Genomic DNA, 19591 nt, shown 5'->3' on the forward strand with positions numbered 1-19591 from the left:
AATTGCTTGAGCGGCAAAGGATATAAAAGGCTATTGGATTACATTGCTTCGATTAAGATCAGCCCTTCGCTGCCCGCATCAAAGCTAACAGTGCCATTGCTTACAGTGGCAATAGAGCCAGTGTAAGCGTTGCGCACGCTGCTGCCGTTGTCGAAGTAGCCAGCAACATTCACAGATACTGTGCCTGAGCCATCTACCACTACAACAACATTGTTGCTTTCACCCGATACTGGGTTAGTCCAAGTACGTGCAAAAGCTTTACCATTAGACTGGCTAACAGCAACGTGTTGGCCGGCACCTACTGCTGGATTGTCACGACGGAATTGACCCACTTTTTGCCAGTGTTGGTGAACGCTGTTACCCGCTTTGTTCCAATCAATACTTGAACGGCTACCTTGGTCGGCATCTGAGCCACCATCGCCATTTACGCGGCCAAGTTCATCACCGTAGAACACTTGCACACCACCTGGTAGTAGCAACAAGGCGGTACCCGCACGTTTCTGACGATTGTCGTCACCGTTGTAGAACACCGCGCCAGTATCGTGGCTAGAGATGTAGCTTAGTGAGTTCCAATCGCTAGAGCTGTTAACTTGACTAGCGTAGTTAGCAAACTCATTTAGCATGGTGTCGGTGCTAGAAATCATGCCATTAACAGTGTTTTTGAAACTAAAGTTAATTACAGAATCAAAGCCACCATCGGTATGGTAGTTAGACTGGTTAAAGCCATGGCCAAATACTTCGGCTGTTGCCCAAAACTCATCGTTCCAATTTGCACCCGGTGCATCTGGGTTGTTAGCACGCCACTCGCTTAATGCAGCTTTTGACTCGCTGATTAAGTAAGCCCAGTGGTCGTTAGTTACGTGTTTTGCAGTATCAACACGGAAACCATCAATACCGTAGTCACGCACATATTGCACTAACCACTCAGTAATCCAATCGCGAACACGCTTAGTACCTTGGGCTTGGTAGTTACTTAGGTAGCCTTGACCAAAGGTAGATTTGTTGGCTAAGAACGGAGGAATACCTACTTGTTGAGTTGACTCGGTTTTAAAGTCTGGCAAGAAGGCTAAACACTTAGTTAAGTCGTCACCGCCACAACCGTCGTAGCCAGGTAAACCTACACGTATCCAATCTTTACCCCACCAGTTCAACCATAGGTTCTCATCGCCATTGTAGTTGATGAAATCATGGTAGCCGAACCAGTTTTGACCATTGCTTGGTGTCCAATTTGGACCGGCAGTATCAGAGCCGTAGTTAAACTCATCCATGTCTTTTAGGGTGTTGTAACCTGCGTGGTTCATTACCACATCCATAACAACACGAATGCCTTGGCTATGCGCTTTGTCTACAAAGGCTTTAAACTCTGCAGGTGTGCCCATGTTGGCATCAAGGTTGGTGTAATCTTGCACGTAGTAACCGTGGTAAGCGTAGTGAGCAAAGTCACCGTCGCTGCCGCCGCCTACAAAGCCATGAGCTTGTTCGTAAGGTGCCGTTAACCAAATAGCGTTAATACCAAGATCGGTGAAGTAGCCTTCATCCAATTTAGCGGTTAAGCCGGCAATATCACCACCATGGAAAGTACCAATGTTTTTGCCTGTGGCATCAACACTTGGGCGACCATAAGAGTTGTTATTGCTTGAGTTACCATCGTTAAAACGGTCGGTAATAACGAAGTAAACGTTGGCGTTGTCCCATGTGAAATCAGATGCTGTAGGCTGCTCAACTTTGGTAATGGTGAAACATTTGTTAGCGCTGCTGTTAGCGTTCTCTGCATATAAACAGAGTTGTAGAGACTCACCAATGGCCAAGTTGCTGCCAACCGAAATAGTTTCGCCATTACTATACGCAATACCGTTTACCGGATCGCTACCGTCGGTAGTGTACAAACCACCGGTAACGTCATCACCAGTAGCACCTAAGGTAATGCTTACTTCGTTAGTCCAGAAAGTGCTTACTGCAGGATCTATGCTCACATTAGCATCATCATTTACATCACAAGTATCTGTCCAACTCTGAGTTTCAATGGTGTAACAGCCATCTTTATCGCGGAATAGATCTTCCGTTTGGCTATTGCCTTGATTGCTAAAGATTAGTTTACTTGAATCGCTGTTCTCAAACTTAAACTCATGCCAGATATCACCGCGTTTCACCATGGCATCACCAGGCCACGCAGTATCGGGCTCAGAACCAGCTGGAAGTGCATCCCAGTGGTGAATAGACGGCGTCCAATCTCCTGGCGCATTTAGATAAACGGTAAAGCCAGTTTCAGGCGCTGCAATCTTGTTGTAGGTATAAGTTTGAATAACCGAACCTTGAGCATTGGCTACAAATACTTGTAACTCAACGGATTCACCTACAGCCAGCTCGCCACCAATATTGATGATGTCGCCATTGTTAAAGCTTACACCTTGGGTACCACCAGTAGTGCTTAGTTGGTAGGTGCTATCAGTAACGTTTTCACCTTTATAGCTTAACGTTACCGCTAGTGTGTCGGTGCTAAAATCGCTGCTGTTAGGGCTTACTGTTAACTCAGGCTTCGTTTCATTAATCACTATGTCAGCGGTAATGGCTTTGCTTGAAGCATCAAAACTGATGTTGTAGTTAGTATTGTCTTCTACTTGGAAATCTTGGTTAGGGTAGTTCTCACCCCAGCTACCGTTATCTGAACAAGCGGCAACTTTAAAGCGTGCTGGGCTTTCTTCTCCAGCAAAGGCTTGAGTTAGTGTGTATAAGCCGCTGGCCGCGTCGCGTACCATTGCTGTTTGGCCCCAACCATTTGGTGTGCCGCGGAAACACCATACCGGCGGTTCTTCGCCCGCAACGGTAATGTCTACACTGGCGGTATTGCTCACTGCACCTTGGTTGTCGGTTACTTGTAAGGTAACGGTGTCGCTTTGAGTAAATGTAACACTAATCGTTTCAGTGGTTTCACCAGTGCTCCACGAGTAGCTAGCAATGTTTCCATCGCTGTCGCTAGAGCCACTGGCCGAGAAGGTGATGCTAGTGCCAGCATCTACAGTTTGCGCATTTGCTGGTGAGATAACAGCAGTTGGCGCTTGGTTACTATCACAGTTTGCTACCGATACTACGTCGATATTTTTGCTGTCGCTGTAAAAAGTAATCTGATGGCTACCGGCCGATACGCGGTAGTCTTGGTTAGGGTAGGCTTCTTGCCAATTGCCCCAACGGTCAATTTTAAAACGTGGGTCGTTATTGCCAAAGGTTTGGCAGGTTTGAAATTCTGTACTAGATACCTGATCCATGGCGGTGGTTTGCCAGCCATTTGGCGTGCCACGGAACTCCCATTCTGCTTGAGCAGAAAGGGAGGCCGTTAACAAACCAAGGAGTACTACCTTGTTCATGTCATTTCCTTATTCGAGTTTATATTGTGATAGCCGTAGGCATATCAAGCTGTTAGCCAATGTTAAATGACTCTTATTGGTCATTTGTTGCGCGACCATAACGCCGCTCGAATAAAAAATAGTCTTTAAAGTGAACAAATTGAGGTATTCATCAAGTAAATATCTTGGTTTTGTGATTGAAAAGGATTTCATTTTGGCTGTTTCTTCAATCGATCGCTTATATTCCGCTGATTAATCAGAGTTTTTACTTAAACCAGATAAGCAACCATAAAGTGGTAGTTATACAATATTTTTTAACTTTGTTTGATTATTGACCGCTTTGTTCGAAGACAGCAGTCTTGTTTGGTTTTAGCGGCTTGTTCGGCAATTTTTCTAAAGATTTTTGTGGTTTTTAAGTTATTGAATGCAAATGTCTAATTGACTTATATGTTACTTAAAGGTGAGTTAATGCTGGCTTTTTAGCGCTAGGATCAAGCAATACGGCTATTATTTATATTATCTATAGTTGATTTTGGTAATAGTGCTATGGCAACACTTAATCAAGAAGTTACTTTTGATAAATCGCTGCAACTGGTCTCAACAACTGACCTTCAAGGTGATATCACTTACGCAAATGAGGCCTTTTGTGAGGTGGCGGGTTACTCATATGAAGAATTGTTGGGGCAACACCACAATATTGTTCGCCACCCAGATATGCCCAAGGCCGCTTTTGCCGATTTATGGAAGAAGCTTAAAGCGGGTGAAGCGTGGCGAGGCATGGTAAAGAACCGCTGCAAAGACGGTCGCTATTATTGGGTAGATGCTTACGTTACGCCGCTCTATGAGGAAGGCCAGCACATTGGTTACCAATCGGTGAGAGTGTCGCCAAAATCGGAACACAAACAGCGAGCAGAGATGATTTACCATAAGCTAAACAATGGTAAACATATCGAACCACTATGGAGTGGCAGGGTAGCAAGGGTATGGACGTCTGCCATTATTTTGCTGATGGGCTTACTTTGGGTGTCGATGAATATAGACAGTCGTTATGCTTTGCTAGAGTTGCTGTTTGTGGCCAGTTTATTTTTTCTTAATTTTAATGAGTTAGTCACAACGCCATGGAAGCTCAATAAGCTTAAGCAGTCGTTTGACAGCCCTAGCCGTTATATCTACGAAGGCACCGAACTGTTTGATGTCGCTCGTTTTCATATAGGTTTATTGGAAGCGAGAATTAAAACCATACTTGGTCGCACGGCAGATTCAACCAAGCGTTTACAGATCCTTTCCAAAGAACTCGCCACCATTTCTATCACCACCAGTAAAGCTGTCGATATTGAAACTGTAGAATTAGAGCAGTTATCTGCGGCCATTCATCAAATGTCGATGACCGCGTCAGAGATCAGTAACTCCACGGTAACCGCTACCGATAAAGTGGGTGAAACTCAGAAACACTGCGAGCAAACTCAAATCAATATGAGTGAAACGCGTCAGCAAGTAGAAACCCTGTCTGAGGATGTAAAACAAGCGGCAAACTTAGCCAAAGAGCTAACCGATGATGCTGATGGTATTGCTAAGGTGATGGAAGAAATCCAAGGCATTGCTTATCAAACTAACCTGCTAGCTTTAAATGCAGCCATTGAAGCGGCACGAGCGGGGGAGAAGGGCAGAGGTTTTTCGGTGGTTGCCGATGAAGTGAGAGCGCTCTCTAATCGCACCCATCAAGCCACAAGTTTAATCGAGCAATCGGTGGATAAAATGCAAAATAGCTTAGCATCTTGGGAAGACAGAATGACGCAGAGTAGTGGCCAAGCTGAGCAGTGCTTACTAACCGCAAGTCGTAGTTCAGAATTAGTAGCTGACATTTCTAACATGATGAATGAAGTGCATGACGTATCTACCACCATATCAGTGGCTGCCGAGCAACAGTCTGTGGTGAGTGCCAATATTTCGGAAAATGTGGCTAAGATTAGCCAACTCAGTCAAGAAACAAAACATCATGCGAGTGAACTTAAAACCAGTAGTAGTGAGCTGGCTAAAAAGTCTAATGACATAGCTTCACTGTCGGATATGTTTGCCTAAACCTTAGTTACTGTAACTACTAATATGTACCTCTGCGGCCTTATCGCGCAGAGGTACAAGCGATTGATAAGTCGGCGAGTGGAACCAACTCTCTAGTTGTTCACCACTACCAAATTCGATCACCACGCTTTGCTCAAATTGGCTAGAACCCACCAGTTGCTTATGCCATTGACCGCGTAGCAATACCTTGGCTTTATAAGGAGTTAACGACTCGCCCACAGCCTTAACATATTGTTGCCAAAGAGTAGGGTCTTTAATGTTAACTTGTCCCAACAAATACGCTGCCATAATGCCTCAAAACTTGTTTTCCTTGTTGGTTTTAAAGCTAGCCTTAATATGCTCACTTGGAAACCAATAAAATATCTAAATAAAGCGTAATGGTCTTTTCTCTAAGCGCTTGTATACTTTTGATATGAGTGAAGAAAATTTAGCACTGGTATTAGTCGGCCCAATCTTAAGACAAATCAGCACTACTAAGCTGAGCATGTGGATTGCCACCTCGCAAGCTGTAGAACTACAACTTACCTTGCAAGCGAAGGGCAAGCCGCCACAGTTGTTTGATCATCAGCAAATCATGCAAACTAGCCAATGCATTTGTGCTGGTGAGCATCTTTATTATTACTTAATAGATCTAGAGCTTAAATCGGCTTTGCCCGTCGATACTTGGGTTAGCTACGATTTAGGTCTTATTAAAGCTGGTGAATCGGAGCCTTTAACGTGGCGAGATTGGGCACCTGAATTGGTGTATCCACCGCACAATTTACCAGGCTTTGTGGTTCCTAATAAGGTAAAGCAAATGCTACATGGCTCATGCCGTAAACCGCACTTTGCTAGTGGCGATGGTTTGGTAAGAGCAGATGCTTGGCTAGCGGAACAAGAGTTAGATAACTGGCCAAGTTTGCTAATGCTAAGTGGCGATCAAGTATATGCCGACGACGTTGCTACTCCCATGCTAGTCGCTATTCACCAGTTAGTTGCCCGTTTAGGTTTGGCGAATGAGCCTTTTCAAGACAGTAAACTAGCCGCTAGTGAACAGCTTCATGCTCAAGGGCATTATTTGTCTCGCCAAGAGCTATTGCCTAAAGAGGGAGTAGAACTGGCAGCCAATAAAGCCTTATTTAGCGCGGTAAAGAAACCTATTTTCACCTCTGATCATGCTAACAATCATTTAATCTCTTTAGCCGAAATGCTTGCCATGTACTTGTTAGTGTGGTCACCCAGCGCTTGGTCGAAACTGGATATGAGCCCGCCAGACTCATTAAGTTTTGAGCAACTGGACGAGTTTGTTAAGCAGCGCGAAACCCTTGATGGCTTTGTTGCGGGTTTAGCTAAAGTGCAGCGCTTAATGGCGCATTTGCCTTGCGCAATGATGTTTGATGACCATGATGTCACCGACGATTGGAATTTAACCGCAGCTTGGGAGCAAAGTGCCTACGGTCATCCATTTTCTAAACGTATTATTGGCAATGCTTTAGTGGCCTACTTTCTATGCCAAGGCTGGGGCAATGCACCAGACAACTTTTCAGCGAAGTTGCTAGGCGAACTACAAGCGAGCTTGTTGACTCCCGGTGGTCAGCAACATATAGCGCTGATCGATACGCTACTTAGCTACCCACAGTGGCATTACCATTGGGATACTGAACCTAAGTTACTAGTGTTGGATACTAGAACTCACCGCTGGCGCTCGGAGCGTAACCTTAATTCACCGTCGGGTTTGATGGATTGGGAAGCCCTTACCGATTTACAGCAGCAATTGATTGGGCTAGATGCCGTTATATTAGTTTCCCCTGCACCGATGTTTGGGGTAAAGCTTATTGAAGTGATTCAGCGTCTTTTTACCTTGGCAGGAAAACCACTGCTGGTGGATGCAGAAAACTGGATGGCGCATCCAGGTTCGGCAAACGCGTTATTAAATTTATTTCGCCACCCTAAAACGCCACAGCACTTTGTGATTTTGTCTGGTGATGTGCATTACTCTTTTGCTTATCAAATTCAACTGCGTGGCAGAGAAGGTGGTCCCGATATTTGGCAAATCACTAGCAGTGGCATAAAAAACCAATTTCCTGAAGGCTTGCTTAATACCCTAGATCGGATTAATCGCTGGCTATATTCACCTCGCTCACCACTTAATTGGTTTACTCGTCGCAGACGAATGCGCATTGTGCCTCATCGACCAGAAAATGCTGCACGTGGTGAGCGCTTACTTAATGCCTCCGGCATTGGTTTGCTTGAACTAAATAGCGATGGCTCTCCCAAGGCGGTGCTGCAATTAACGGCCAAAGGAGAGGCGATAGCGTTTGAAATGTCTGAGCAAGACGCGCGCTGGGAATAGATTTTTTTGTAACTGATTCATTTTTATTGAAAATAAATTGCGTGTTGCTTGGTCTAGTTAAAAAGGCAGTATTTTTTAGTTAATATAAAGGCGGACTATGCAACAAACCAAGGCCTCAATGTTTATCCTAAGCATGCAACATGCTTGGGTGAAATTTGGCTGGCTGTTGCTGCTAATTGTTGCCTTAATGGGCTTACCCAAACTCAACTTGCAACCCAGCATTCAAGCCTATTTCTCTAAGAATGATCCAGAGCTTGTTGCTCTAAGTATATTTGAACAGCAGTTTGGTGCTGATGCTAATCTTCAGGTTTTGTTCATCGGCTCTCAAAGCTGGACCAGCCCAAATCAACTCGCTTTGCTCCAGAGTATTAGTCAGCAGTTATTGCTGCTTGAGGGAGTCGAAACTGTTAGCCCAACTACCGATTTAGCCTTGCAATCGGCCTTACCTCCCACACTAGCAAAACAGCTAGTTAGTGAAGATGGTTTAAGTGTATTGCTTAGCCTAAATGTAGCGCCGAATATTGCTGAACAGGCGAAGCTTGTACCAGAGCTTTTCTCGCAGCTTGATACTGTGCTGCAAGAGTTTGCAGCTGAAGGCGTCTCTTATCAATATGCTGGAGAACTAGCGCTAAGTCAGCAATATCTTAAGGTATTGAAGCATGATTTGAGTTGGTTTGCTCCAGCGCTGATCATCAGTTTTGCCTTGCTATTTACTTTGGTTATTCGCAATCTGCGGTGGTTAGCTGCCATGGCCAGCTGCGCCTTTTTTAGCTTGCTGCTTACTTTGGGGCTAAGTGGTTGGTTGGGTTTAAAATTGGCGGCAATTAGTGCTTTTATTCCCTTGGTTATCATTAGTCTCATCATGGCCTATTGCAGCCATTTATATTTTGCATGGCGAGAGCAGCTAGTAGTGAGCAATGATAGCTATCAGGCTATATTGGGCGCTTTAGAGCACAAGTTCTCACCTTTGCTTTGGGGGGCGTTAACCACCGCTGCAGGTTTCTTATTATTGAATCTAAGCCCTTCACCACCAATTGCAGATTTTGGCTTAATGGTGGCATTTTCAGTGTTAGTTAATGGCTTGGCCTGTTGCTCCCTGCTGCCTTGGTGGCTAAAAGGCATTACATGTTCAAAAAATATAAACACAAAACAACCCGCTAAATTAGTTAACTTTTCTCTTTTGCTTAAGTATCGACGCGTTATTTTGCTGGCCGCACTTGTTGTGAGCTTAGTGGCGGGGTGGGCGGTAAGTCAGCTGCGCTTTGATGATGATCCTTTGAACTACTTTAAAGCCGATAATGCTTTTTCTTTGAGCAGAGATAAACTGCAGCAACAGTTTTTAGGTTTACATAGTGTGCGTTATCAGCTTAACGAACAAAGCGATGATCCCTTGGCTCGTTCAGAGCCATTAAGCCGATTGCTAGGCTACTTAAATCAGCAAGCCGAAGTTCGCCAAGTAAACAGCAAACATGATTGGTTAGATTGGTTTGCACAAGACCCAACAGCAATTATGAGTATGTCTACGGTGCAGCAAAGTGGGCTTGATTTAGCTAAACAGGCAGAGTTACTCACGGTATGGTTACAGCCATTAAGCAATCGCCAGCTTATTGAGTTTGAGCAACGAGTGGCACAGTGGGCGGCTGCCGAGCAAATCCAATTATCACCCGCTTATAGCAGCAACCTCATTTTTGCTAAGTTTAACCAAGCTAATGGCCAAGCGATGTTGCTGTCTTTTAGCCTTGCTTTCTTGTTAGTGGCCTTGGTGGTGCTAGTGTTAAAACGCAGTGGGTATCTAATGCTGCTAGCATTGCTGGCTAACGCCATTCCGCTATTATGGGTATTTGCTCTATGGCAACTATTTGGCCAACACTTAAGCTTAGGCAGTGCGGTGGTAATGGGCATGATGCTAGGCATTATTGTTGATGATAGTTTGCACATATTACTTAAGGTTGATCCGGTGCGTGGTGGCGCCCAGCTGCAGCAAGGTATGGCTAGCATTACTCCCGCTTTATTGCTCACTTCTGGGGCGCTAACAGTTGGTTTCGCCCTAGCTTATCTATCTGATTTTTTGCCTATTCAGCAAATGGGTTTGCTCTCAGCGCTTACCCTGTTATTAGCCTTGTTGGTGGACTTATTGATACTGCCTTTGTGTTTACCTCATGCTAAAAGCCGTTTGTCAGCAGAGCTAGGAGGGCAGCCATGAAACGACATGCTATGGGCAATTGTTTTGCCGCCAAGCTAGCGACTCCGAGCTTAAACTTGCAACACCCTATTGCCAGTTGGAGCAAGCAATATGCAGGCTTACCATTAGAGTTTTCTTCAGCACATACCGAGGCGCTCGCGATACTTATGCCGCTATTGTTGTGTGGCGAACAATCAGCCCAGCTGGTGTTTCAGCAGCAAGCATTGCAATTTAGCCAGCAACAATGCGCCGATTCAGTATTAGCCTTAAATGAAGTAGAAGCCGATGAAGCGTGGCATGACGAAGCGCTACAAATGGTATTTTCTCAACTGCCGGAGCTTGCAGAACAGCATAAGGTTCGCCGTACCGCCCAGCGATTTTATGCTGGCTTAGGCCGCAGTTTAAGCTTACAGCAGCAGTTTGTGCGAATTGCCAGTTTAGATGCCTGTGTAACCCAGCTCATGCAGTTGATTGAGCGTGGCAGCATCGGCAGTCGTCATCCTTTTTCGCTGCTGTGCGGCTTAATTAAAAAAGACGAAGCCAAGCATGTGTATGTGAGCAAGCACTTTGCTCAGCATCTTGGGGCAAGTGTGAGTGACATGGCAGAAGAGCGTTTGAGGGTGCTTGGTGCGTTAATGCAGCTGCTCAAACAGCAAGCCGATCAGTTTGAAATTATAGGCGTTGATTTGGATAAGCTAGAAAAAAGATTGGAGCTAAAATGGCAGTAAAATTTGCAAGCCATTCATTAAACTTATTGGCTGCTAACTGGTTTGTGCCACATCAGCCAGTCGCTAATGAACAGTTGTTAGGCTACATGGCGGAGCAATGTGGTTGGCGCATGGCACGTAAAGCCAAAATTATTGCCAAACGTTTAGGGGTGGAGCGGCGCTTTTTAAGCCGCAGTTTTGCCCAGCCACGCAGTCAAGCTTTACCAACTGGCGTGGATATGGCAAAGCAGGTGCTACAACAGTGCTTGCAGCAGGCGGATTTGCAGGTTGAGCAACTAGGGTATTTGTTAAGCCATACCTGTACGCCGCACACCCAAGTTCCGCCCAATGCAGCATGGTTGGCCGATGAGTTGGCATACCACGGCGCTTATGCCGAGCTTCGCCAAGCTTGTACCGGTTTTGCCAATGGTTTGCAGCTAGCTAGCGCGTTATGCGCCGCAGACCAAGCGCCAGTAGCTATTGTGGGCAGTGAAACGGGCTCGGTGTATTTCGATTTAGATAAGCAATTTGTCGATCAGCAACAGTTAGTGAATTTTGTGCAAATGGGAGATGGTTGTGGTGGGGTTATTGTTGGCCCTGCTAGCCAGCCAGAGCGATTAATTAAAGATATTTACCTAGGGCAAATTGGGCATAACAAAGCCCCTGGCTTTTACTTAGATGCTGGGGCTAATACTGTTGGTGAGGGCAATATGGCGCGCTTTCATCATAATATTACTCAGGTGAAGGAAACTGGCTCACAGTTATTTGAGTTAGGCTTAGAGGCAGTGCTGTCACGGGGTTATCAACTTAGTGACTTTCGTTACATTTTGCCGCATCAAGCCAATGGTCATATCGATAAACTACTGAGCAAAGCACTTAACTATCCAAAAGAACAAATCATTAATGATGCAAAACTATTCGGTAATCTTGGGTCAGCAGCTATTTGGTTAAGCTTTGCTCGTTTACTTGAGAATTGCCCCTTAGAGCCTGGAGACCAAGTATTGGTGTTAGGCGCAGAAGCGACAAAATACCTTTATGGTGGTTTTGTTTATCAGCATTAGGGCCTTATTTGGCTGATTTTTTCTGTGAGTTAACGCGGTACTTGTTGGTTTATTTTGCGAGTTACTATCTCATTGTTTCATTCGGTTTCACTCTCTTTTGAAGTACTTCAATTTTTGCCAATTTAACTCAGACTGAAAACTGGATTGCTCTTCACTAAGGGTAAGATTAAGCATTGTTAGAGTGAATTGATTTCAAAGTATTTAAGGGTGGGCAAAGTATGCAAGTAGCAGGTAAATGGGCCTTAGTGACTGGGGCAAGTCGAGGTGTGGGTTTACGCATTGCCAAAGCATTAGCCGCTAAAGGTGCCAAAGTGATTGTGCACAGTCGAAGTTTGAGCGCATCGCAAAAAGTGGTAGATGAGATTACCCGCCTGCAAGGCTTCGCGGTTGCGGTAGAAGCCGAGCTGTCTGATAACCAAGCTGTAGCCAGTTTAGTGAGTCAAGTTAATCAATTAACTCATCAATCTTTGACGGTGTTATATAACAATGCCGCAATTATGACGCCTTGGCGAGATGACGCCGTGGTTCCTGCCTCAGATTATGCCTTAAGTTTTCAAGTAAATTGCATTGCACCAGCAAGTTTATGTGACGCCTTTTTACCGCAAATGAAGCAGCAAGGTGAGGGACGTATAGTTAATGTTACCTCTGGCATTGCCGACCAACCTCAGCTTATGGCTTATAGCTGTTCTAAAGCTGCCTTAGATCGTTATGTGCGCGACATGCTGCCCAGCTTAGCTGGCAGCGGTGTATTAATGAACTTAATGGATCCTGGTTGGTTGCAGACCGACTTAGGCGGAGAGCAAGCGCCAAATCATCCAGATTCAGTATTACCGGGCGCTTTGGTCCCGGTTTTACTTGATGAAGAGGCAGGTAGTGGCCAGCTCTACTGCGCTCAGGACTACCGTTAAATTCAAACCCCAAGTGTAGGTGGAAGGTGGCCTCGGCCAGTTTTTTCTTTGCTGGCCACAATCAACATATACATGCTGGTACTAGCCAAGACTAACGCGATATATAAGGGCAGTTTAAGCGCCAAGCTTTGAGCGGATTCTGCCAGCAATGGGCCGCTTATCGAGCCGATGCTATAGCTAATTAGCATTAATTCGGTGATGGCGACAATTTTCTCCGCTGGCACATTTACACAAGCTTGAGATATCGCGATTGGGTAAATAGAAAATGCCGCCGCTCCTAATACAAATAAGCTTACTGACAAGGCTAACCAGGAGTTAGCCATGGCTATTGCCAAAGCTGCTAGTACACCTATGGCTGCTGCGAAAGCTTGTAGCAAGGTTTTGTTTAATCGTGCCGATAAATAGCTACTTAAGGGCTGTACCAACATTCCACCAAGCACTAAGCTTGCCATTAACACTCCTACCTTGTTGCTCCACTGAGTTGAGCTACTTAAATAGCTGGGCATTAGCCCGTAGATTGGGCCCAGCACCAAACCGGATACAATGCAGCCGATAAAAGCTGGCTTACTTAAGCTTGAAAGCTCCTTGATAGACACAGCGCTATGTAAAACCGGATGGGGTTTGGCAGTGCGCGCAAACAGAGGCGCCAAAATAGCTAAAGCCAGCAGAGTCGCAATGCTTAAAAAGGGCACTAAGCCCGCGGTTCCGATTGGCTCAATTAACAACTGACCAACGGCGCTGCCAGCATAAAGAGTCAGCATGTAAATACCTAAGCGAGCGGCTCGTTGTTTGTCGTCATCCACGAGTAAAAGCCAAGATTCAACCACCACAAAAATACCTGCGGTTGCCACACCAGCCACTAGGCGCAGGGCTAGCCAAGCGCTCGCATAGCGAAGCAAGAACATCAATAAAACTGTGGTGAGCAATGCTAACAAACAAAGGATGAAGGCCATCCGATGGCCAATAGCTGCGATTAAGCGTTGCGCTTGTAAGGCGCCGAGTAACAAACCTGTGTAATACGCACTGGCCAACCATGCACTTAACGACAGTGGAAGCGCTAAGGCTGTTAATGCCAGTGGTAATAGGCTCATGAGGTAGCCTGAGGCTACCGCAAATAAGCCCAAGCCTAACAATGGGCTAAGGATCCCTGAGCTGGGCTGGTGTGCAGAATTGTTTAACATGGCGTACCTACAAACACGATTAATAGACAGTGCTTTATCCAAAGCCGCGCGATAATGTCAGTAAGTTCGCTTACGTTGAAACAAAGAATATTTATGGTAACGATAAGAAAGTTTTACTCGGTAGGGGAATAACGCATTTTTACTTTAAGCTATTGTTTGTTAATGGTTATTTTTTTGTATGGTTTTTACTAGCTGTGAAATAGATTGACGAAAGTAGGTTTTTTTAGCACATTTAAATGGCGAAAAAAGCTCAGCTTAGCTAACTTTTTGTCGCGCAATATAGCCTGTTATATTTTTAGTTAAATTAGGTTGCCAGCGATGAGATTTTCAAGATTTGATGATATTGATGAGTGGGAAGACGAAGACAAAGCCGCTCAGATTAAACACGCTAAAAAAGCCAAAAATAGTTCGCGTACTCGGCGCAGAATAGACGAGTATCATGAGCAAAAACAGTTGGCTTCGTATTTAACGGATTTCAGCTCATTTTCTTAAATACGATTAATGGTGAGACAGCTAAGCTAGCTCAGCTAAGTGCCTAGCAATAAAAAGAAAACGCCACTGCAGAGCGGCGTTTTTGTTTGTGCTTAGGCGTCGTCTGCGGCCAGTTGTTTGGCCAAAGTAAATGCTTCGATTTCTTCGCCTACTAAGTTTTCATCTAAGTCTATGGCCACCAATACTTTGTCTTCATCAAGGCTTGGTAACCATTCTTCAAAAAACTCTTCAAGTTTAACGGCTACTGGCTGATAGCTCGCCCAATCTTCAATACATAAAGCTTGCGCATTTGCTTGTTTAGAAAATAGCGGCATTACGTCGGTGGCTTCAAATTCGATGGAATCCACCACTACAAATTCATCATCGGCGCTAAGCACCCAAAGCTCCCCTGCAGCAATTACTGCTTGGCTAAAGGCTGATAGATTTGTTTCTGAAGTAGACATGTTTTGCTCCGATTTAAGTAATACTGGATCCTTGCCCATTGTTGGCAATTAGGCAATGTTTATCGATGAATTATTTGTGTCGCTTGTTATTGCCTAAAGCGCGTTGTCGGGCTTTACGTTTTTGCACTGAGCGCGAATTACGTTTGTTAGAGGGTGCGGGCTGGCTTAAATCGGGCTCAAAGCCAGGATACCATTGCTGAGGTAATCGGCGGTCGAGTTGGGCTTCTAAGTCATGCAGTAAGTGTTCGTCGTCAACACTCAACAATGTGATGGCAATGCCGCTTTGCCCAGCGCGACCAGTACGGCCAATGCGGTGGGTATAGTCTTCGTTTTTGTAAGGTAGCTCTAGGTTGATAACACAGGGCATATTTTCGATATCTATCCCCCGAGCCGCTACATCAGTTGCGACTAAGAGGCGTATTTCGGAAGCCTTAAATTTAACTAAATTTTGTTCGCGGGCGGCTTGGCTTAAGTCTCCATGTAAAGCTGCGGCACTTATACCTTGTTGAATTAGCTGTTTAACCAGTTTATCCACGCCTTGTTTGGTGCGGCAAAATACCAAGGCTTGCTGCCAACTGGCTTTTTTAGCTAATTGGCAAAGCAATGCGGCTTTTTTATCTTGGTCCACGTTGTAAACGCGTTCTTCTATTTTTACTGCCTTGCTATGAGCTTTGGCAATATCTAGTTGTTTGGCTTGGTTTAACCAAGGTTTAGCAAAGCGGTAAATACTCTCATCTAACGTAGCTGAGAACAGCATGGTTTGGCGCAGCTGTGGTAAGTACTTGAATAGGGCTCTTAATTCATCTTTAAAGCCAAGGTCGAGCATGCGATCGGCTTCGTCTAATACCAAATGTTGTAAGTGCTTTAAGTCACAGGAGCCACGCTTTAGGTGATCTAAAATTCGGCCAGGAGTCGCCACCACTATGTTGCAGGCTTGCTTAAGAGCTAATTGCTGCTTTTCTATACTCACACCTCCATACACCAATGCACAATTAAACTCGCAGCCTTTAGCGTAATTTTCTAGGTTTTGGTGCACTTGCTGAGCCAACTCACGAGTAGGTGTGATGATTAAGGCTTGGATATGGTGAGTACGCTTTTGCTGGCTAAGGGCTTGCAAAATAGGCAAGCAAAACGCTGCGGTTTTGCCGGTGCCGGTTTGGGCACAGGCCATTAAATCATGGCCAGCCAACGCTAGAGGGATGGCTTGCTGTTGAATCTCGCTAGCTTGTTGATAGCCCAAAGCGCTAAGGTTTTTAAGTAAGTTAGGGTTGAGAGGCAGTTGGTTAAATGTCATTGGTTCTTAAAACACGCTGATTGAGGCTGAGTTAAGTATACCTAATCGCTCACAAAGCTACTGGCTTTTGTTTTTATTGGCTTTTTTGTCACTTATTGGCTGGGACTCGCTAACGCGAGATTTTCTATTTGAGACTACACTATAACTACACCTAGCCAGAGGGTTAGCAAACGAATAGTGAAGGAACCTTATGTCGCTCAAATGGCTAGTCTTGCTAATTGTCTCTTTAAGTTTAAGTTGTGTTGCCCAGCCGCTTAGAGTGTCTTTACTGTTAACACCCAAGCAACGCGATAGTTTTCATTTTGTATTTGAGGCCTTTACTCAAGAAACTGGCATTCATATTCAAACGATTATTCGCAGTGATGAAGACTATAAAAGCGAGATCGATAAGTGGCTTAAAGGGGGAGAAAACTCACCCGATGTGCTGCACTGGCAAGCTTCTGAACGCTTGTTTCAGTTTTCTCGTAAGGGCCTGATAAGGCCAATTAATCATCTTTGGCAAGAGTTAAAACTTGCTGATAGTTTTGCCCATTTACAAAGTGGAGTGAGTGAAGAAGGGCAGGTATATGCCTTGCCTTTTGCTTATTATCACTGGGGTATTTTTTATCGAAAATCACTTATCGATAAACATGGTGGCCCGCAACGTTTTTGGGAAGATTTTGTTCGTCAATGCGAACAGCTTAAACAAGCTGGTATTACCCCCATTGGTATTGGTACCAAAAACTATTGGCCAGCCGCAGCTTGGTTTGATCATTTAAACCTGAGAATAAACGACCTTAGCTTTCACCAGCAATTACTTCGAGGGGAAGTCTCTTTTTATGATCCTCGATTAACACCAGTCTATGAACAATGGGCCTCGTTAATCAAACTCGGCTTCTTTAATGCTGATCATCATGATTACGCATGGGATGAAGTATTACCCATTTTTTACCGAGAACGGATAGCATTTTTGTTGTTAGGTAATTTTGTAGCCACCAAGTGGCCAGCTAAGTTGGAAGACGATATTGGATTTATGCCATTTCCGGTGCTGTATGATCTACCCACCTATGAGGTGGCTCCCACCGATGTGTTTATGATTGCTCAACACACCAAGAAGGTGTACCAAGCTGAAGAGTTTATAAAGTATATGGCAAGGGCAGAAGTACAAGCCCAAATAGCTGAAGGCTTAGGCTATATACCTGCTTCTACTGCGTCAGAAGTGAGTAGTGATAGTTTAGTGAGTGAAGGTGCGAGTATGCTAAAGGAATCTATCGGCGTATCGCAGTATTTTGATCGCGATACCATTCCTGCGTTTGAACAAATCGCGGTAAAGGCTTTTACTCGGTTTTTAGACGATGCTGATATACCGCGCTTAAAGCGCGATTTAGAGCAGGCAAGGCAGTTTGCATTTAAGCTTTCTGCAAGCCTTCCCAAGGCTAAGCTGTAAACAATTATTTCCAACTCTCACCTTAAGGATTTTACGTTTAGGTGCTTTTAATTTGACCTTGCTTTGCTGTAGCCTGATTGCGACTTTTTGAGAAAGCCTTAACGGAATCATAGGCTTAATGCTAGCTAAAAGGGATTTTTTGCTAATGAGGGTCTTATTGTTGCTTGGGCTTTGCTTGTTGCTGAATACTGCAATGGCTGAGTCAAGAGCGACTTGGCGAGTAGCCTATTCAACAAAGCAACATCTACTGAGCCACGACATTATGAACTTGTTGGTTAAAGAAGCTCGGGTGGAAAGTGTCAATTATTATTTGCCGTTTGCTAGGCGTTTGCGCAGTTTGCAGCTTGGCCAAGTGGACATAACCGCAGGTTTAATTAAAACTGAGCAGCGTGAACAAGATATCTACTTCTTAGAGCCCGCTTACTTAAGCACTGCTCGTCATTATTTCGTTATACGTAAAAGTGAACTACGAAGCTTAAACCAGTATTCAGATCTTTATCCCATGCGGGTAGGCATTAAGCTTGGGGCTAAGCATTTCGCGCGCTTCGATCAAGACCACAAACTATATAAAGTGAAGCTAAACAACCAAAGCGAATGCTTGAAAATGCTTGAACGAAAACGCGTTGATGTATGCTTAGCCGGCGAGACTGGCCGCCATAAAGCCTTGAAGTCTTCCTTGTGGGCTGGAAAATTTAAGATTGCTAAGTTTGAAGTGCCTTACGATAGCAAGGTGTATATAGGTATCTCCCGTCAATCAAGCTTATATCAGCAGCGAGAAAAGCTAGAGCACTTGCTTAACTATCTTCATTACTCTGGAAAATTGACTTCTACAATTGCTCACTACTATCACTCTCAACAGATCCCTGTTCCCGCAATGACCAACTGACGGCTTACCATGTAAGCTGAAATCGGGAAAATAAACAGGTTAGGCCAATTCTACTTATTTCGGTGTTGAAGCGACTTGCAATAGGCTAACTATTGGCGCGCAGCTTCGCCTTGAGCTAAGCAAAATTATCTCGCCAGAAACAAGGAGCTAGATTAAATACTGGCTTGCAGAGTTCTCGTCACTTCCTTATCCCGAGTTCAGGTTATGTAATAAGTGTATGAGCTGGCTCACAAAATCACCGCTTGTCTCTGTTTTTAAACAATAATTCCCGAGAAAATCATCAATAAGTAGTTTGGTATTACAAATGTTGGTATGGGAAGGCCAATGCAGGGATTAATCCAACAAAGATTGGAGTAAAACTAACCTGATTTATTTGTGTTATAAGATTACTTATTTTGCGGCTTAGGAGTACCAATAACAGGCTGCAGTTTGCTATCGAAAAGAGACAGTACGGTAAACAAAAAATAAGGAAATTGAACATGTTAAAACGAGTACTATCGATACTCTGTGGGTGTGTATGCTCACTGGTAATTAGCCAAGCCGCTATGGCTAAGGTCTTGGTGCTTAATCCTGATTTTGAGCAGGGCTGGTATGGCTGGAAGAAGTCTGGTTCAACCGCGATTTCAGGCCAAGGGCGCGATGATGAATCGTCTGCCAAAATAACCGGTGAAAGTGGCCGTTTTGAGCAAGAAGTAACTGTGCGACCCAATACCGAATATACCTTAGCGGTATTTTTAAAAGGCTCCGGAAAAATAGGGGTGACTGTAACAACCGAAGCCACAGAAGAACAAAAGCGCATTAACAAGTTTCAAGAGTTCTCCATCCAAACCTATGCCGACGATGATTACCATGGTGATTGGGAAGTAATTGAAGTCGATTTCAACAGCGGTATTAGCGATAAAGTCACCATATTTGGTGCTTATCGAAAAGGTGGGCAAGGTCGCTTCGATCGCATTAGAGTAAAGCCTAAGCGTGATTAGTTTGACTATAGTATCGCGTAGCTAAAGTTACTTTGTCGCTTCTTGTAATCCGTTAACTAGCTTTTCAAATATCGATGTTACTGGTTAATAGGTCTCTCTGGACTTTTGCTTGTCCATATTAGTTAAATCTTAAAGAACTACAGCATGTATTTTAGTGCTGTAGTTTTTTACTTTGGTAGTTCTTCTTAGATTTCGCTTGTTCACAAATCCATCAACCTTTTATTGAGTTTTATATTATTAAATGTAGGGTGCTAAAAAACTATAAAGCTAAGGATGGGA

General features: G+C 44.4%; 15 protein-coding genes. 10 read left to right on the plus strand and 5 right to left on the minus strand.

What is annotated here, in order from left to right:
- Nucleotides 1-38: 38 nt before the first annotated feature.
- The gene (locus K5620_RS04425; protein ID WP_016400448.1) at nt 39-3362 is read right to left on the minus strand and encodes an alpha-amylase family glycosyl hydrolase; all 3324 of its coding nucleotides are present in this window, start codon (nt 3360-3362) and stop codon (nt 39-41) included.
- 525 nt (nt 3363-3887) lie between these two features.
- On the opposite strand from K5620_RS04425, the gene K5620_RS04430 reads away from it, so the two are divergent.
- Nucleotides 3888-5420: a methyl-accepting chemotaxis protein gene (locus tag K5620_RS04430; protein WP_016400447.1), complete on the plus strand. Its 1533-nt coding sequence runs from the start codon at nt 3888-3890 to the stop codon at nt 5418-5420.
- 3 nt (nt 5421-5423) lie between these two features.
- Here K5620_RS04430 and K5620_RS04435 read toward each other — a convergent pair whose 3' ends face one another.
- Nucleotides 5424-5708 carry a DUF1330 domain-containing protein gene (locus tag K5620_RS04435; RefSeq protein WP_016400446.1) on the minus strand — a complete coding sequence of 95 codons (285 nt, stop codon included), beginning with the start codon at nt 5706-5708 and terminating at the stop codon, nt 5424-5426.
- A 124-nt stretch (nt 5709-5832) separates the two neighbouring features.
- Between K5620_RS04435 and K5620_RS04440 the strand changes: the two genes are divergently transcribed.
- The 5 genes from K5620_RS04440 (at nt 5833) to K5620_RS04460 (ending at nt 12610) form a co-directional block, all read left to right on the plus strand.
- Nucleotides 5833-7752, plus strand: coding sequence for an alkaline phosphatase D family protein (locus K5620_RS04440; RefSeq protein ID WP_016400445.1), 1920 nt, complete (start codon nt 5833-5835; stop codon nt 7750-7752).
- Between the two features lie 97 nt (nt 7753-7849).
- A complete protein-coding gene (locus tag K5620_RS04445) occupies nt 7850-9955 on the plus strand; it encodes an efflux RND transporter permease subunit (protein ID WP_016400444.1) in 2106 nt (701 codons plus the stop codon).
- On the plus strand, nt 9952-10662 hold the full coding sequence (locus K5620_RS04450) for a hypothetical protein (RefSeq protein WP_016400443.1): 711 nt from the start codon (nt 9952-9954) through the stop codon (nt 10660-10662). Before K5620_RS04445 ends, K5620_RS04450 begins: the two co-directional genes overlap by 4 nt.
- Nucleotides 10653-11702, plus strand: coding sequence for a 3-oxoacyl-ACP synthase III family protein (locus K5620_RS04455; protein ID WP_016400442.1), 1050 nt, complete (start codon nt 10653-10655; stop codon nt 11700-11702). The genes K5620_RS04450 and K5620_RS04455 overlap by 10 nt, the downstream gene beginning before the upstream one ends.
- A 218-nt stretch (nt 11703-11920) precedes the next feature.
- Nucleotides 11921-12610, plus strand: a complete 690-nt coding sequence (locus tag K5620_RS04460; protein WP_016400441.1) for an SDR family NAD(P)-dependent oxidoreductase — start codon at nt 11921-11923, stop codon at nt 12608-12610.
- Between the two features lie 2 nt (nt 12611-12612).
- On the opposite strand, the gene K5620_RS04465 is transcribed toward K5620_RS04460, so the two are convergent.
- Complete coding sequence (locus tag K5620_RS04465; protein WP_016400440.1) at nt 12613-13791, minus strand: MFS transporter; 1179 nt, start codon at nt 13789-13791, stop codon at nt 12613-12615.
- 318 nt (nt 13792-14109) lie between these two features.
- Here K5620_RS04465 and K5620_RS04470 point away from each other — a divergent pair, with 318 nt between their 5' ends.
- Nucleotides 14110-14283, plus strand: coding sequence for a PA3496 family putative envelope integrity protein (locus K5620_RS04470; RefSeq protein ID WP_016400439.1), 174 nt, complete (start codon nt 14110-14112; stop codon nt 14281-14283).
- Between the two features lie 92 nt (nt 14284-14375).
- Here the strand turns inward: K5620_RS04470 and K5620_RS04475 are convergent, their stop codons facing one another.
- Both K5620_RS04475 and K5620_RS04480 read right to left on the minus strand, forming a co-directional pair.
- On the minus strand, nt 14376-14726 hold the full coding sequence (locus K5620_RS04475; protein WP_016400438.1) for a DUF2750 domain-containing protein: 351 nt from the start codon (nt 14724-14726) through the stop codon (nt 14376-14378).
- 70 nt (nt 14727-14796) lie between these two features.
- Nucleotides 14797-16020 (minus strand): DEAD/DEAH box helicase, encoded by a 1224-nt coding sequence (locus K5620_RS04480; protein WP_016400437.1) that lies wholly within the window; start codon nt 16018-16020, stop codon nt 14797-14799.
- A gap of 190 nt (nt 16021-16210) precedes the next feature.
- On the opposite strand from K5620_RS04480, the gene K5620_RS04485 reads away from it, so the two are divergent.
- The 3 genes from K5620_RS04485 to K5620_RS04495 all read left to right on the plus strand — a co-directional run bounded on the left by K5620_RS04485 (nt 16211) and on the right by K5620_RS04495 (nt 19312).
- On the plus strand, nt 16211-17446 hold the full coding sequence (locus tag K5620_RS04485; RefSeq protein ID WP_016400436.1) for an ABC transporter substrate-binding protein: 1236 nt from the start codon (nt 16211-16213) through the stop codon (nt 17444-17446).
- A gap of 193 nt (nt 17447-17639) precedes the next feature.
- Nucleotides 17640-18332, plus strand: a complete 693-nt coding sequence (locus K5620_RS04490; RefSeq protein ID WP_215426340.1) for a substrate-binding periplasmic protein — start codon at nt 17640-17642, stop codon at nt 18330-18332.
- Between the two features lie 479 nt (nt 18333-18811).
- Entirely contained in the window at nt 18812-19312 is a 501-nt protein-coding gene (locus K5620_RS04495) for a carbohydrate binding domain-containing protein (protein ID WP_016400434.1), read from the plus strand.
- Nucleotides 19313-19591: the final 279 nt, after the last annotated feature.

This window comes from Agarivorans albus, from assembly GCF_019670105.1.
Lineage (GTDB): Bacteria > Pseudomonadota > Gammaproteobacteria > Enterobacterales > Celerinatantimonadaceae > Agarivorans > Agarivorans albus.